This window comes from Pseudoxanthobacter sp., assembly GCF_036822375.1.
In the GTDB taxonomy this organism is placed as follows: Bacteria; Pseudomonadota; Alphaproteobacteria; order Rhizobiales; family Segnochrobactraceae; genus Pseudoxanthobacter.
The window spans coordinates 1-14,633 of the sequence record NZ_DAISHT010000037.1; the positions used below are offsets into that span (position 1 = coordinate 1).

At 71.7% G+C, this 14,633-nt stretch carries 14 protein-coding genes; 9 read left to right on the forward strand and 5 right to left on the reverse strand.

All coding sequences use genetic code 11. The features are described from left to right. A partial coding sequence (locus V7067_RS05880) for a 50S ribosomal protein L13 (RefSeq protein WP_334174970.1) occupies positions 1 to 173 on the reverse strand: 173 nt, incomplete at its 3' end. Positions 174 to 576: 403 nt separating this feature from the next. On the opposite strand from V7067_RS05880, the gene V7067_RS05885 reads away from it, so the two are divergent. From V7067_RS05885 to V7067_RS05925, 9 genes are all read left to right on the forward strand, one after another. Continuing rightward, complete coding sequence (locus V7067_RS05885) at positions 577 to 1,332, forward strand: hypothetical protein (protein ID WP_334174952.1); 756 nt, start codon at positions 577 to 579, stop codon at positions 1,330 to 1,332. A gap of 59 nt (positions 1,333 to 1,391) precedes the next feature. Beyond that, positions 1,392 to 1,892, forward strand: coding sequence for a CoA-binding protein (locus tag V7067_RS05890; RefSeq protein WP_334174953.1), 501 nt, complete (start codon positions 1,392 to 1,394; stop codon positions 1,890 to 1,892). A gap of 72 nt (positions 1,893 to 1,964) precedes the next feature. Further along, a complete protein-coding gene (locus V7067_RS05895; protein WP_334174954.1) occupies positions 1,965 to 3,254 on the forward strand; it encodes an O-acetylhomoserine aminocarboxypropyltransferase in 1,290 nt (429 codons plus the stop codon). 174 nt (positions 3,255 to 3,428) lie between these two features. Then, the gene (locus V7067_RS05900; RefSeq protein ID WP_334174955.1) at positions 3,429 to 3,926 is read left to right on the forward strand and encodes a GGDEF domain-containing protein; all 498 of its coding nucleotides are present in this window, start codon (positions 3,429 to 3,431) and stop codon (positions 3,924 to 3,926) included. A gap of 51 nt (positions 3,927 to 3,977) precedes the next feature. Continuing rightward, entirely contained in the window at positions 3,978 to 6,080 is a 2,103-nt protein-coding gene (gene recG / locus V7067_RS05905; RefSeq protein WP_334174956.1) for an ATP-dependent DNA helicase RecG, read from the forward strand. Between the two features lie 34 nt (positions 6,081 to 6,114). Next, entirely contained in the window at positions 6,115 to 6,786 is a 672-nt protein-coding gene (locus V7067_RS05910; RefSeq protein ID WP_334174957.1) for an HAD-IA family hydrolase, read from the forward strand. A gap of 15 nt (positions 6,787 to 6,801) precedes the next feature. Then, on the forward strand, positions 6,802 to 7,638 hold the full coding sequence (locus V7067_RS05915) for an ATP12 family protein (RefSeq protein ID WP_334174958.1): 837 nt from the start codon (positions 6,802 to 6,804) through the stop codon (positions 7,636 to 7,638). A 252-nt stretch (positions 7,639 to 7,890) separates the two neighbouring features. Beyond that, positions 7,891 to 8,331: an ATP-binding protein gene (locus tag V7067_RS05920; RefSeq protein WP_334174959.1), complete on the forward strand. Its 441-nt coding sequence runs from the start codon at positions 7,891 to 7,893 to the stop codon at positions 8,329 to 8,331. Positions 8,332 to 8,392: 61 nt separating this feature from the next. Then, a complete protein-coding gene (locus tag V7067_RS05925) occupies positions 8,393 to 8,740 on the forward strand; it encodes an STAS domain-containing protein (RefSeq protein ID WP_334174960.1) in 348 nt (115 codons plus the stop codon). A gap of 6 nt (positions 8,741 to 8,746) precedes the next feature. On the opposite strand, the gene V7067_RS05930 is transcribed toward V7067_RS05925, so the two are convergent. From V7067_RS05930 to V7067_RS05945, 4 genes are all read right to left on the reverse strand, one after another. Further along, positions 8,747 to 9,844, reverse strand: coding sequence for an alanine racemase (locus tag V7067_RS05930; RefSeq protein ID WP_334174961.1), 1,098 nt, complete (start codon positions 9,842 to 9,844; stop codon positions 8,747 to 8,749). After that, positions 9,841 to 10,527 (reverse strand): GNAT family N-acetyltransferase, encoded by a 687-nt coding sequence (locus tag V7067_RS05935; protein ID WP_334174962.1) that lies wholly within the window; start codon positions 10,525 to 10,527, stop codon positions 9,841 to 9,843. The genes V7067_RS05930 and V7067_RS05935 overlap by 4 nt, the downstream gene beginning before the upstream one ends. Then, positions 10,520 to 11,623: an ABC transporter substrate-binding protein gene (locus V7067_RS05940; RefSeq protein ID WP_334174963.1), complete on the reverse strand. Its 1,104-nt coding sequence runs from the start codon at positions 11,621 to 11,623 to the stop codon at positions 10,520 to 10,522. Before V7067_RS05940 ends, V7067_RS05935 begins: the two co-directional genes overlap by 8 nt. Positions 11,624 to 11,714: 91 nt before the next feature. After that, positions 11,715 to 14,429 (reverse strand): MFS transporter, encoded by a 2,715-nt coding sequence (locus V7067_RS05945; RefSeq protein ID WP_334174964.1) that lies wholly within the window; start codon positions 14,427 to 14,429, stop codon positions 11,715 to 11,717. Positions 14,430 to 14,633: the final 204 nt, after the last annotated feature.

The window sequence follows — 14,633 nt, forward strand, 5'->3', positions numbered from 1 at the left end:
TTGACAACGATCACGTTGTCGCCGCAATCGACGTGGGGCGTGAAGGTCGGCTTGTGCTTGCCGCGCAGGCGCATGGCAATCAGGGAAGCAAGCCGGCCGACGACGAGCCCTTCGGCGTCGATCAGGATCCAGTTCTTCTCGACCTCTTCGGGCTTCGCCGTATAGGTCTTCATGGGCGTTCTTTTCCACTAGGCAGGCCGGCCGTTGCGCCAGAACTCTGGCCGGGCCGGCTGCTTCCTCGTAACGCGAAAGGATCGCGGGGGGATCACGTCCGCCCGGCAGACCGGAACAAGCAACGCTCGAAGCGATGCTCATGGCCCGGCCGGAAACGGAATGGCGCTTCTCTACCGGCAGCCGCCCGCTCCGTCAAGACCCGAAACGGTCGGCCTTCGTGAAATTATCGCATTAAAACAAGGTGTTATAAATATGGTATTATATTACCACCTGTTTTGACACGAAAATTCCGCGTTTGCAGCCGCAGACTTTCCCGCGGCACGGCGCGGCAGCCCCGCCCGAGGGTGTTCGCATCGGGCCCGCGGCAGGTCTATAAGCAGGCCGAGAGGGAACGAGGATACCATGGTTCGCATTGCCGCCCCTGTTTCAGCTGCACTGGCGCTTCTGGCCTGCCTGCCGGCGGTTGTCGCCGTCACGCCGGTGCCGGCGATGGCTCAGGCTGCCGCGGCGGGCGATGCCGGCCCGCCGGGCGGCGGCCCCTCCGCTGCCGCGCCGGCCGCCCCGCAGGCTGCCACGCCCCCGCAGCCGCCCGCTGCACCGCCGCCCGGCACGCTGCCGGCCGATGCAGACCCCGGCCCGGCCGCCGACCCGCCCGACGCGGCGGAAAACCAGATGCCGCTGACCGCGGCGATGGTGGAACAGTTTCTGAAAAGCTGGCCGCCGATGGCCGCCCTCGGCGATCAGCTTGCCGACGAGTTCGGCGTGGACGAGGATGCCGCCGACCCGGCCGCCGCCTTCGCCATCTGGGCACGGCGGCCGCAGGCCCGCGCCCGCATCGAGGCCGTTCTCAGCCAGAGCGGCTACTCAAGCCTCGACGAATGGACCCGCGTGACCAACAGCGTGCTGGTGGCCTATGACTATGACGACAGCCTGACCGACCCGGCACAGATTGCCGACGCCATCCGGGAGATCGAATCGACGCCCGGCATGTCGCGCGACGAGAAGGACGGCCTGATCGCGCAGGTTCACCAGCAGGCAGACCTTGCCGCCGCCAGCAAGCCGCTGCCCGGCAACAGCGCCGTGATCGAACCGTTCCGCGACCGCATCGGCGCCGCCATCAACGGCGAGCCGCTGCCGGAAGGCGACCCGCTGCAGTGACAGCAACAGGAACGCCGGGCACCGCAGCGACCCGGCGGCAAAGAGAAGGAGACGCTTCGATGGCCGACAGCGAAATCCGTGAAACCACCGAGATCCCTGAAACCGCCGTCACGGCCGGCGCCATTGCCCCCGCGCCGACCAGCGCCGATCTCATCCGCCGGGTGCTGGCCGGCTGCCACACCGTTGCGGTGGTCGGCGCCTCTGCCAATCCGGACCGGCCTTCCTATCATGTGATGGAAACCCTGATCGAGATGGGCCACCGCATGATCCCGGTCAATCCGGGTCAGGCCGGCAAGACCATCCACGGCCAGACCGTTTATGGCAGCCTGGCCGACATTCCGGTGCCGGTGGACATGGTCGACGTGTTCCGCGCCTCCGACGCCGTTGCCGGCGTGGTCGACGAGGCGCTGGCGCTGCCGCAGCGGCCGAAGGCGATCTGGCTGCAGCTCGGCGTCATCGACGAGGGCGCAAGCCGCCGGGCCGAGGCCGCCGGCATCGCCGTGGTGCGCAACCGCTGCCCGGCCATCGAATATCCGTTTCTCGGCCGCCTCCAGCCCTGAGCCGGACCGACCGCCACACCCGGGACCCCCGACTTTCCGAGACCCCCCCGACTTTCCAAGGATCGTGATCCGATGACGGATACCCGTACCCCGGCCTTCAGCACACTGGCCGTCCATGCCGGCGCGGCGCCCGACCCCACCACGGGCGCCCGCGCCACGCCGATCTACCAGACCTCGTCGTTCGTGTTCGAAACGCCGGAGCAGGCGGCAGACCTGTTCGGTCTGCGGGCGTTCGGCAACATCTACACCCGCATCGGCAACCCGACGAATGCCGTGCTGGAAGGTCGCATCGCCGCGCTGGAAGGCGGCACCGCGGCGCTGGCGGTGGCCTCCGGCCACGCCGCGCAGGCCGTCACCTTTCAGGCGCTGATGCAGCCGGGCGACGAATTCGTTGCCGCCAGGCAGCTTTACGGCGGTTCCATCAACCAGTTCAACCACACCTTCAAGTCGTTCGGCTGGAACGTGGTGTGGGCGGATGCCACCGACATCGCCTCGTTCGAGCGCGGCCTCAGCGAGAAGACGAAGGCGATTTACATCGAGTCCTTCGCCAACCCCGGCGGCAGCGTGACCGACATCGCAGCCATCGCCGCGGTGGCGAAGAAGGCCGGGGTGCCGCTGATCGTCGACAACACGCTGGCGACCCCCTATCTGGTGCGCCCGTTCGAGCACGGCGCCGACATCGTGGTGCATTCGGTCACCAAGTTCCTCGGCGGCCACGGCAATTCCATCGGCGGCGTGGTGGTCGACGGCGGCAGCTTCAACTGGATGGCCCATGCCGACAAGTTCCCGGCGCTGACCCGGCCGCGGCCGGATTATAACGGCATGGTGCTGGCGGAGACCTTCGGCAACATCGCCTTCGCCATCGCCACCCGCGTGCTCGGCCTGCGCGACATGGGCCCGGCGCTGTCGCCCTTCAACGCCTTCCTGCTGGCAACCGGCATCGAGACGCTGCCGCTGCGCATGCAGCGCCACTGCGACAACGCGCTGGCCGTGGCCCGCCACCTTTCCACCCATGACAAGGTGGCGTGGGTCAGCTATCCGGGGCTGCCGGGCGATGCCTCCCATGAGCTCGCAAAGAAATATGCGCCAAAGGGTTCCGGTGCTGTCTTCACCTTCGGTCTCAAGGGCGGCTACGCGGCCGGCAAAGGGCTGGTGGCCGGGCTCAAGCTGTTCTCGCACCTTGCCAACGTGGGCGACACCCGCTCGCTGGTGATCCACCCCGCCTCCACCACCCACAGCCAGCTTTCCGACGCGCAGAAAGTCGCCGCCGGCGCCGGGCCGGAGGTGGTGCGCATCTCCGTCGGCATCGAGGATGTGGGCGATATCATCGCCGATCTCGATCAGGCGCTGGCGGGCGTCTGAGGCAGCCAGACGGCCCGGCCGCGCCGCCCCGTTCCGGGGCGCGGCCGGGCCGGCAGCACGGATCGCAGACCGGCACTGGCACACGACAGCCAGCCCTGCCATGATTGCCGCAACGCCACCCGGCCGGCAGGCAGGCAACCCGCTGCCGCCGACATGCACGACGGAAGGAACAGCGTGACCGGCATTTTCGACAGGCGCGGCTTTCTGGTGGAAAGTCAGGCGAAGCTGGACGCAGCCCGCACCGCCGGCACCACCGTGGCGCTTCTCGCCTTCGACATCGATAACATGGTCGTTCTCACCGAGAGCTATGGCGAGACGGCAGCCGCCGCGGTGCGCGCACGCTTCGCGGCGGTGGCCAGCCACTGCCTGCGGCGGCACGATGTGTTCGGCGAAATGGGGCCGGCGGCCTTCAGCGCGCTGCTTTCCAACCTGACCGCCGAACAGGCCCTTGTGGTGGCCGAGCGGGTGCGGCAGGCCTTTGCCGCCTCGGGCGGTATCGGCGCGGATAATCCGGCCACCACCGTCAGCATCGGCGTGGCTCTGGCGCGGGGCCGGGAGACCGACCTGCAGCATCTGATGCAGGCGGCCGGCCGCGCACTGGAGGAGGCCCGCAGCACCGGTTCCGGCCGCATCGCCGGCAGCACCGCCGCCCGCCCGCCCGCTGCCGGCTGAGGCCCCGGCCGGCCGCACGCCGGCGCCCCGCCCCCCTGACGGAAGAAAGCCATGCGGCCCGAAATTCTCAATCCGCTGTTTCGCGCCCTGACGGCGCTGAAGGGCATCGGGCCGAAACAGGCGGAACTGTTCGGCCGCCTGCTGGCCGGCAGCGCAGACCGCGAGGCGGTGGTGGCGGACCTGCTGTTCCACCTGCCCTCCGGCGTGGTCGACCGCCGGCTGCGGCCGCCGGTTGCCGAGGCCCCGGAAGGCGGCATCGCAACCCTGCTCGTCACCGTGGAACGCCACGACCCGCCGCGGGCCGGCGGTCGCGGGCCTTACCGCGTGGTGGCCGGCGACGACAGCGGCGAAATCGCCCTCGTGTTCTTCCACCCCCGCGCGGAATGGCTGGAAAGCGCGCTGCCGGTGGGCGCACGGCGCTGGGTTTCCGGCAAGGTGGAGTGGTTCAGCGGCCGCCCGCAGATGGTCCACCCGGATTATATCGTGCCGGAAGACCGGCTGGACACCCTGCCGGAGCTGGAGCCGGTCTATCCGCTGACCGAAGGCCTCGGGCAGAAGGCCGTCGCCCGCGCGGTCTCAACGGCGCTTGAAAGCCTGCCGGCCGAACTGCCGGAATGGCAGGATGCCGCCTTCATTGCGCGGCGCGGCTGGCTGCCGTTCGGCACGGCACTGCGCCTGCTCCACCACCCGGCCGGTGCGGCCCCGGAGGCGCTTCAGGCGGCCCGGGCGCGGCTTGCCTACGACGAACTGCTGGCCAGTCAGCTTGCGCTCGGCCTCGTCCGCACCCGCCTGCGCCGTATGAGCGGACGCGCGCGCGTGCCGGACGGCTCGCTCACACCCCGCATCCGCGCGGCGCTGCCGTTCAGCCTGACCGCCAGTCAGGAAAGCGCCATCGCCGACGTTGCAAAGGATCTGGCCGCCCCCCACCGCATGCTGCGCCTTGTGCAGGGCGACGTCGGCTCCGGCAAGACCATGGTCGCGCTGTTTGCCGCGGCGATGACGGTGGAAGCCGGCGCGCAGGCCGCCCTGATGGCCCCGACGGAGCTGCTCGCCCGCCAGCACCACGCCTCCATCGCGCCGCTGGCGGCCGCCGCCGGCATCGAGACCGCGGTTCTGACCGGCCGCGAGCGCGGACGCGACCGGGAAGCGACGCTGGAAGGGCTGGCAAGCGGACGCATCGGCCTCGTGGTCGGCACCCACGCGCTGTTTCAGAGCGATGTGGCGTTCGCCAATCTCGGTCTGGCCATCGTCGACGAGCAGCACCGGTTCGGCGTCCACCAGCGCCTCGCCTTTTCCGACAAGGGGCGCGGCACCGACGTGCTGGTGATGACGGCGACCCCCATTCCGCGCACGCTGGTGCTGGGCCTGTTCGGCGATATGGACGTGTCGCAGCTGACCGAGAAGCCGGCCGGCCGCCGGCCGATCGACACCCGCGTGCTGCCGGTCGAGCGCATGGAGGAACTCGTCGCCCGCCTCCGCGCGGCCATCGCCGGCGGGCAGAAGGCCTACTGGGTGTGCCCGCTGGTGGAAGAGAGCGAGGCGAGCGACCTTGCCGCCGCCGAAAGCCGCCGCGAGGCGCTTCAGGAGGCGCTGGGCCCGGTGGTGGGCCTTGTCCACGGTCGTCAGAAGGCTGCCGAGAAAGACGCCGCGATGGCCGATTTCCGCGCCGGGCGCACGCGGGTTCTGGTGGCCACCACCGTCATCGAGGTCGGCGTCGACGTGCCGGATGCCACCATCATCGTGATCGAACATGCCGAGCGCTTCGGCCTCGCCCAGCTTCACCAGCTGCGCGGCCGGGTGGGACGCTCCGACCGCGCCTCGTCATGCATCCTGATGTTCCGCCCGCCCGTCGGCGCGACGGCCGAGGCGCGGCTGAAGATCATGCGCGAGACGGAAGACGGGTTCGTCATCGCGGAGGAAGACCTGCGGCTGCGCGGCGAAGGCGAGCTGATGGGCACCCGGCAGAGCGGCCTGCAGAACTTTCACCTTGCAGACCTTGCGCTTCATGCCGATCTGGTGGAAACCGCACGGGACGATGCCCGCCTCGTGATGGCAACCGATGCCGACCTGACGGGCCGGCGCGGCGAAGCGCTGCGGGCCCTGCTCTATCTCTTCCGCCGCGACGAGGCGGTGCGGCTGCTGCGCTCCGGCTGAGGGGCGGGGCCACGACTTGCGGAGACGGCCGCTGATGGATCTGATCCTGTTCGATGTCGACGGCACGCTGGTCGATTCCCGCGCGTTCATCGTTGCGGCCATGAGCGATGCGTTCGCCGCCGAAGGGCTGCCGCCGCCCGCCCGCGCCGCCACGCTCGGCATCGTCGGCCTGTCGCTGCCCCACGCCATCGCCGCCCTCGCCCCCGGCCTGCCGCCCGATCTTCAGGCCCGGCTGGTGGAGGCCTACAAGACCCGCTACGGCACCCTGCGGCTTGAGATGACGCAGGGCGAGCCGCTCTATGACGGCGCAGCCGAGGCGCTTGCCGCCCTTGCCGCGCGCGAGGATGTGCTGCTCGGCATTGCCACCGGCAAATCGCGCCGCGGGCTGGATCACATTCTGGCCGGCCACGATCTCGGCCGCCATTTCGTCACCCTGCACACCGCCGACGACGCCCCCTCCAAGCCCGACCCGACCATGGTGCACGATGCTCTGCGCGCCACCGGGGCCGAGGCCGCGCGCACGGTGATGGTGGGCGATTCCAATTTCGACATGGCCATGGCCCGCGCGGCCGGCATTCGCGGCATCGGCGTTTCCTGGGGCTTCCAGAGCCCGGATATTCTGCGTGCCACCGGCGCCGACGTTGTGATCAGCCATTTTGCCGAGCTGGAGGGCACGCTGGCCCGCCTGCTGGGCTGGCCGCGCTGACGGGAAGAGATTTTCATGAGCGACGAAACCCTGTTCGAAAAGCTCGCCGCCCCGACCGGCGACGACGACGCCACGCGGATGGAGAAGAACCGCCACGCGGTGGAAAGCGCGTTCCGGTCGGAGAAGCCGCAGCACCCGCGGCGGTTCTACAAAACCGCCTCGGTGGCCCCCGCCGGCGAGGGCTTTGCCGTGCGCCTCGACGACCGGCCGGTGCGCACCCCCGGCCGCAACCTGCTGGCCCTGCCCTCGCAGGCGCTGGCGGAGGCGGTGGCCGCCGAGTGGCAGGCGCAGGAAACTCACATCGACCCGGCCACCATGCCGCTGACCCGCCTTGTCAACGCCGCCATCGACGGCGCCGGCGAGGTGGCGGCGATGCGTGCGGAGATGCTGCGCTATGCGGGAACGGACCTGCTCTGCTACCGCGCAGAGGATCCGCAGGGGCTGGTGGACATGCAGAACGCCGTCTGGGACCCGGTGCTGGCGTGGGCGGACGATGCGCTCGGCGCCCGTTTCGTGCTGGCCGGCGGCATCATGCATGTCGGCCAGCCGGCCGGGGCGCTGGCGGCCATCGACCGCGCGCTGCCCCACGGGCCGGGCCTGCTGGTCGCCGCGCTGCAGTCGCTGACGACGCTGACCGGCTCTGTGCTGCTGCCGCTGGCGCTGCTGCACGGGCAGACCGCCTTCGACGATCTGTGGACCGCGGCCCATGTCGACGAAGACTGGAATATCCGCCTCTGGGGCAGCGACCGCGAGGCGGTCGAGCGGCGCGCCTTCCGCGAGGCGGAGGCCCGTGCCGCTGCCGCCGTGGTGGCCGCACTCGCATCCGACGCCGGCACCGCGCCCGGCCGATGATCGCCGGTACGCCGCCGCAGCCCGGCGACGGCAGCCCGGTGACAGAAAGCCGGTGACCGGCCCCGTGACTTTGCGGCCCCGTGACTTTGCGGCCCGGGCGGCAAGAGCCGGCCGCGCCGGTAAAGGCAGCCGGCACAGCCGGCCGGTATCGCAGACGAGAATCGGACTGGTGGCGGAACCCGAATTCGGCTCATGATGCCAGATGGAAGGGCCGGTTCACGGGCCCGGCAACATAGTGCGCGGGGAGCAAGCATGGCGGATGCGATCGAGCTGACGATCACGGCCGATATCGCCGCCCTGCCCGATGTGCGCGATGCCGTGTCGGCGTTTGCCGAAGGTCACGATCTGCCGGTTGCAACCGCCTATGCGCTGGAACTGGTGGTAGATGAGTTCATGACCAACAGTGTGGAGCACGGCTACCGCGACCGCCCGGCCGGCCCCGTGCACCTCAGCCTGCGGCTGGACGGCAACACCATCGCCGGCGAGATCACCGACGAGGGGCGGGCCTTCGACCCCACCACCGCGCCGGAACCCGACACCACAGCCGCGCTGGAAGACCGCGCCATCGGCGGGCTCGGCGTGCATCTTGCCCGCAGCCTGCTCGACAGCCTCAGCTACCAGCGCCGCGGCCGGCAGAACGTGGTGCTGTTCCGTCTTTCCGCGGCCGGGCCGCCGGCCCGGCAGGCGCTGTGAGCCCGGCCCCGGTTCGCGCCCTCTTTTTCCTGCTTTTCTTCCTCAAGGACAGACCCCGTCGATGACCGCTCTCAGCCTCGCCTTCGACCATGTCGATTCCGTTCTGGTCGCCAGCCTCACCGGCCGCCTCGACAGCACCACGGCCAAGGAGCTGGAAACCGCGCTTCTGGAGCGCATCGCCGCCGGCGAGACGCGGCTCGTGCTGGATTTCGCCCGCCTCGACTATATCTCGTCGGCCGGCCTGCGCGTGGTTCTGCTGGCCGGCAAGCGCACCTCCGCGGCCGGCGGCCGGACGGCGCTTTCCGGGCTCGGCACCTCCATCCGCGCGGTGTTCGAGATCTCCGGCTTCATCGCCATCTTCCCGGTCAGCGACACCGTGGCCGGCGGCGTCGCTGCCGTGGCGGGCTGATCGTCCTCAGCCGCCCGTCCAGAGGCGCGGCAGGGCGCGGGCAAGGCCGGTCATCAGCGCGTTGGCGATGGTGCCGCCGGCCTCCGCCAGCGCCTCCAGCGACTGGGCCGGGCCGACGATCTCCGCCCGCCCGCCGGGCTGCACGGCAAGGCCGGTCACGTCGACCATGGAAAGCCCCATGGAAAGCCGGCCCATGAAGGGCGCCGGCCGGCCGTTCACCATCACATGGCCGCGGCCGCAGCCGAGCGTGCGCGGCAGGCCATCGCCATAGCCGATGGCGAGCGTGGCGATGCGGCTTTCGCGCTGCGTGACCGTGGCCCCCTCATAGCCGACCGGCGTGCCGGCGGGCACCCCGGCCACACGCAGCACCGGAGCATCGACCGCCACCACCGGATCGACCGGATGGACCAGCGGCAGCGCGGTCTGCACGCCATAAAGCGCGCTGCCGCTGCGCACCATCTCGCCGAAGCCGCCTTCCGGCGGCGCGAACAGCCCGGCCGAGGAACACAGGCTGAGCGGAATGCCCGGCCCGAAGGGCGCAACGGCGGCGCGCACCCGCGCCAGCTGCGCCTTCGCCGCGCCGCTGCGCGGATCGGCAAAATGGGCCAGCTGCGTGACGAAGGCGCGGATATCGGGCCGGCGGGGCAGCCCCTCGCCGGCCGCAAGGCGCGCCATCTCGCCATCCGTCAGGCCAAGGCGGCACAGCCCGCCATCGACCATGACCGCCACCGGCAGGCCGGCCTGCGCCGCCGCAACGGCCTCGTTCCACCCCGCCAGCACCGGCAGGATGCGCGCGGCCGCAAATGCCGCCGGGGGGGCACCCGCCAGCCCCTCCAGCGCCAGCACATCGGCGGCCGGGGCAAGGGCGCGCACGCGCAGCGCCTCCGGCAGGCTCGCCGTCCAGAACAGATCGCAGCCGGCGGCCGCCAGCGCGGCCGTCACCGGCTCCAGCCCCAGCCCGTAGGCATCGTGCTTCACCACCGCGCCGCAGCGCGCCGGCACGGCGCGGGCGCGCACGGTCTGCCAGTTCTGCCGCAGCCGGGCGAGATCGATGGTCATCCGCGCGCGGGCAAAGCCGGCCTCGTCCGCGGCGGCCGCGCTCACGGGCCGGCCTCGCCGGCCTCGCGCGGGGCAAAGCCGATGTCGCGGGCAAAGCGCACCGCGCCGGGCCGGCGGCAGAACGCCACCCCTGCCAGCCCGTCCGACAGGGCTGCGGCCACGCCGGCCAGATCGTCGGCGGCGATCCACTGCCGCGCCGGCGGGCGCGGCTCCGGCCGGCGGTGCAGCAGGAAGCGGCGCAGGCCGCCATATTTGACGACGAGCGCGCCGATGGCGAACCCCTCGCTCATCAGGTTGCCCCAGCTCACCGGGTTGGCCGGCGCGGCGGTGGCAAACAGGTGGCCGAAGCCTTGCTCAGCGGCCAGCGCCACGCGCGCCCGCGTCAGCCGGCGCTGCAGGCCGTGGCCGCGCCGGTCGGGCGCCACGCCCACGCCGGCAAGCTTGGCCACCCGCGCGTCGGCGGCAAGGCCGAGCAGGTCGCGCGGATCGTCGCCGGCCGCCAGATCGTGCTGCAGCACGCCATAGGCGATCAGCCGCCCGGCCTCGCGCACGCCGAGAATGGTGCCGCGCCCGGCCAGCAGCCCTTCGAAGAAGGCCGGCTCTTCCGGCTTCACGGCCGTGCGATCGGCGATATCGGCGATGGCGGCAAGGTGCAGGGCATAGACCGGACCGGCATCCGCCGGCCCCAGCGCCTCGCAGGCGGCGGCAGCCGCTGCGTCGTCAGCCACTGATGACCTCCGCATAGTTCAGCATCGCCAGCGGCGGATAGAGATCCAGTTCCGCGGCAACGGGCATGTTGATGATGAGCGAGAAGCGCTTCAGCGTTTCCACCGGCACGTCGGAGGCAGGCTGGCCGCCGGTGAGGATCGCCTCCGCCTTCGAGGCGGCAAGCTGGCCGACCGAATAATAACGGCACACCAGCCCGGCAAGGGCGCCGCCGCTGCGGATGGAGAGTTCCGCCGCCCCGAAGGCCGGCAGCCGGACCGCCGCGGCGGCCGGCTTCGTGATGTCGTAGATCGTGCCGAGGAAGGTATCCGGCAGCAGGTAGAGCCAGTCGGTGCCCGTCGCCTTCATGTCGGCGATCATGGCCGGCACGCCGTCGGCCACCGGCTGCCCGGCGGCATTGGCGGCAAAGGGCCGGGCATCGAGGCGGAACTGCATCTGCTCCGCCACGGTCTGCAATTCCGCCACCAGCGCCACGGAGTTCGGCTCGCTGCGGCTGTAGAGCACGCCCAGCGCATCGAACGGGCGGTAGGCCTGCATGGCGCGCATCTGCGCATCGAGCGGCACCACATGGAAGGCGCCGGTCACGTTGCGCCCGGAAGAGGCGAGCGACGGCACCACCCCCGCCGCCACCGGGGCCGCCACCATGGTGAAAACGACCGGAATGTCGGTGATGTATTTCTGCGGGTCCGGCTTGTCCCAGCGGCCCACGGTCGCCAGCGTCACCGGGGTGCCCCATGTGTAGACGAGATCGGGCTTCAGCCGCCGGATTTCGTCAATCAGGCCGGGCACGCGGCTGACATCGCGGCCGATATCGCGCACCACCAGATCGACCGGGATCTGGCGCTGGGCGAAATAATCGCGAAAGCCCTGCTCCACCTCGGTCTCGCCGCGATAGGTGATCATGTAGATGACATAGGGCGCGCGCGCGGCCGTGCCATGGGCGGGTGCCTCAGCCTGCACCGGCCGCAGCGAGGCCAGCAGCGCCGCACCGCCGGCCAGCAGCGCCCGGCGGCTGACGCGGGGCGAACCGGCCGGCCCGGCCCCGCCGGCCGCCCCGGCGCCCGGCGCCGGTCCGTTGCTGCGCTCCGGCCCGCTCATCGTCCCGCTCTCCCCCTCATGCCTGCCCCCTCATGCCTGCCCCCTCATATGCCGGCCCATCATGCGCCTTGCACCCTCACGCCTTGCCCCCTCACGCAGCGGCCGCGCTGCGGCCGCCCGCCGCCCCGGCGCTGCGCCCGCCCGCCTGCCGGCTGGCCAGCGCGAAGCCCAGCGCCCCGGCTGCCACGATGGCGCCGATGCCGGCCAGTGCCGCCGGCGCCCCGAATCGCGCCAGCAGCAGCGCCGCCAGTGCCGGGCCGGCCGCATTGCCGAGCCGCTCCACCAGACGGAAGACACCATAGAGCGTGTTCTCTGGCAAATCCGGTGCAATGCGGCGGCCGATTTCGCCCACCAGTGCCGATTGCGGCGTGATCGACAGCGCCTGTCCCAGCCCCAGCTGCAGCACCATCGCCGCCGCGCCCCACGGCTGCGGCAGCCACAGCGGGTGAACGACCGCCGTTGCCGCCACCAGCGCCCCGCCCACGACGAACGCCGGCCGGCGGCCGGCACCGTCGCTCCAGCGGGCGACCAGCGGCACCAGCACCAGCATGGAAACGGCATAGAGCATCAGCACACGCCCGATCACCGCATCGTCGAACCCGGCCGCGCCCATGACGACCGGAACGAGGAAGAACGACAGCCCCGCCAGAATGAGCTTGGCCGGAAACGCGCAGCCGACAAGCAGCAGCGCCATGGCCGGCCGCGTCAGAACCCGCGCGATATCGCGCACCGAAACGCCGGCGATGCGCGCGCCAGCATTGACATGGTCGGCCGGCAGGGTGAAGCGCGCGATCAGAAATGCCAGCGCCGCCACGCAGGCGCAGACCACAAAGGCCGCCCGCACGCCGAGACGGTCGGCCAGAATGCCGCCCACCGGCGGCCCGCACAGCGCCGCCACCATAATGGCCGTAACCAGCAGCGCCAGTCCGCGCGCCCGCGTCGGCCCGGCAGTGTTGTCGATGATGATGCCCTGCGCCCCCACGAACACCGCGGCATAGCCGATGGCGACCAGCGCGCGGAACAGCAGCAACGGCCCCAGACCGGAGGCACAGGCCGTGCCGGCAAACCCCGCCACCGCCACGGCAGCGCCAAGGCGCAGTGCCCGCGCACGGCCGAAACGCTCCGTCAGCCCGGCCAGCCACGGCTGGCTGAAGGCCACGATGGCCATGAACACCACGATCGGCAGGCTGATGGCGAGCTCGCGCGGGATGCCGGAAACCTGCGCCGTAAGGCTGGCGGCAAAGCCGGGCAGGAACGGCCGCGTCATCTCTTCGGCCAGAAAGAACAGAAACAGCGGCAGCCGCACCCGCTGCAGCACCGGCGGCGGCTCGGCACGGGTCTGCGACAGGCGGAAGCGGGCATCGAGATGGTCGAGCGCGGCCACCAGCCCGGCATCGCCGGCCGCCGCGGCATCGGCCCGGAGGCGGACGTGGCGGGCGCGCACGCCGGCAACCTGCCCGTCGACCGCCGCGATGGCCTGCGCCAGCCGGCCCTGCCCGCTCGCCGGCGCCGCGCCCGGCCGGGAAAGATCGCCCCGGCGCAGGGCATCGAGCCGGCGGGAGAACGCCTGCATCAGGGCGCCGGCATCGAGCCCGAGCACGAAGGCCAGCACCTCCAGCGTCATCAGCACCGAGGCCAGCACCACGATGGCGATGTCGAGCCAGAGGTCGCGCACCAGATCGACCGCCACCGAGGGCGGCACGGCAACCTCGACGCGGGCATAGGGGCGCCCGTCCGGCCCGGCGACCGGGGCCGAGACGACACTGAGGCCCGCCGGCATGGCTTCCGCCGGTACGATGTCGCCATCGGCCCGCAGCGCCACCGCCACCGGCCGGCCGGCGGGATCGAGCAGGGCGGCGGCCGCGAACTGGCGGTTTTCCGCCACCACCGCATCCAGCACGGCGCCGGTGCCATAGAGCGCATCGAGCCCGATGCCGTAGCCGGCGGCAGTGCCGACGAGGCCGGCGAGCGAGCGGGCAGAAACCTCTGCACGGGCATCGAGCGCCGGCAGCAGAATGCGTTCGGCCGCCACCACCGTGCGCCCGGCAACGAAGGCGACGGCAACAAGCAGAATGCCGGCGAGCAGCGCGATCACCAGCCGGTCGAAGCGCGGCACCGGGCGCCGCCGCGGCGCCGGAAGCCCCGCCGCGACCGCGTCGCCGGCCCGCCGCCCGCCGCCGGCCAGCCGGTCCTGCGCCTCGCCGAGCGAGCGCAGCGCCCAGCCGAAATCGGCTGCCGCCGCCCCTTCGGCCAGCCCGGCCTGCCGCCCCAGCCGGGCCAGCGGCAGCAGCACCGCCGGCACCACCAGCACGATGCTCGCCAGCCCCGCCACCACGACAGCCCGCAGCACCGCCTGTGCCAGACCGCCGAGCGGCGCGTCGATGCCGGCGCTGTCGGCACGCACCCACACCTGCCCTTCCGTGGCCCCGAACGGCCCGAGAATGGCGCTGCGATGCACCCGGACGCCGTCGCCGGCCTGCGCCGGCCGGCCGGTCCGGCTCCGGTCGCTGGAATGGACCACGATGCCCTCTGCATCCAGCACGTCGATGGAGACGATCAGCGGATCGGCCGCGCGCTCGCGCGCCGCCAGCGCATCGAGCGTATCCTGACCGGCCAGCGGCAGGCCGAGGCCGAGCGCCTGTTCCGCTGCCGCGTCGATGCGCGCTGCGATCTCGCCCAGCCGGGAATCGATCAGCGCCAGATAGGCCATGCGCGCGCTGCCGAAGCCGAGATAGCCGCCGAGCGCGATGGCGCCGAGCATGATGGCGATCACGACCGGCAGCAGCAGGCTGGCAAGGCGGCGCATGGGTTCACTCTCCATCCCTTGCCGGAGACGGCAGACCGGGTGCCTCCAGTGTGGCCGGATTCGGCCCCGAACTCCATGCTGCGAACGCCCTGCTGCGGGGCCCCGGCGGGCCGGCGCGGCGGCGCCGGGCTTCGTGTGACGAAAAGACTGCCGCTCGGCGCCCGGCCTCGTCTATAGTCGGACAGACATCAGATCCGGCAGAGT

What these genes read in the sequence shown, in the direction of transcription:
- V7067_RS05885 (WP_334174952.1), top strand. Translation starts at nt 577, where the DNA reads ATGGTTCGCATTGCCGCCCCTGTTTCAGCTGCACTGGCGCTTCTGGCC.
- V7067_RS05890 (WP_334174953.1), top strand. Translation starts at nt 1,392, where the DNA reads ATGGCCGACAGCGAAATCCGTGAAACCACCGAGATCCCTGAAACCGCC.
- V7067_RS05895 (WP_334174954.1), top strand. Translation starts at nt 1,965, where the DNA reads ATGACGGATACCCGTACCCCGGCCTTCAGCACACTGGCCGTCCATGCC.
- recG (WP_334174956.1), top strand. Translation starts at nt 3,978, where the DNA reads ATGCGGCCCGAAATTCTCAATCCGCTGTTTCGCGCCCTGACGGCGCTG.
- V7067_RS05910 (WP_334174957.1), top strand. Translation starts at nt 6,115, where the DNA reads ATGGATCTGATCCTGTTCGATGTCGACGGCACGCTGGTCGATTCCCGC.
- V7067_RS05915 (WP_334174958.1), top strand. Translation starts at nt 6,802, where the DNA reads ATGAGCGACGAAACCCTGTTCGAAAAGCTCGCCGCCCCGACCGGCGAC.
- V7067_RS05920 (WP_334174959.1), top strand. Translation starts at nt 7,891, where the DNA reads ATGGCGGATGCGATCGAGCTGACGATCACGGCCGATATCGCCGCCCTG.
- V7067_RS05925 (WP_334174960.1), top strand. Translation starts at nt 8,393, where the DNA reads ATGACCGCTCTCAGCCTCGCCTTCGACCATGTCGATTCCGTTCTGGTC.
- V7067_RS05940 (WP_334174963.1), bottom strand. Translation starts at nt 11,623, where the DNA reads ATGAGCGGGCCGGAGCGCAGCAACGGACCGGCGCCGGGCGCCGGGGCG.
- V7067_RS05945 (WP_334174964.1), bottom strand. Translation starts at nt 14,429, where the DNA reads ATGCGCCGCCTTGCCAGCCTGCTGCTGCCGGTCGTGATCGCCATCATG.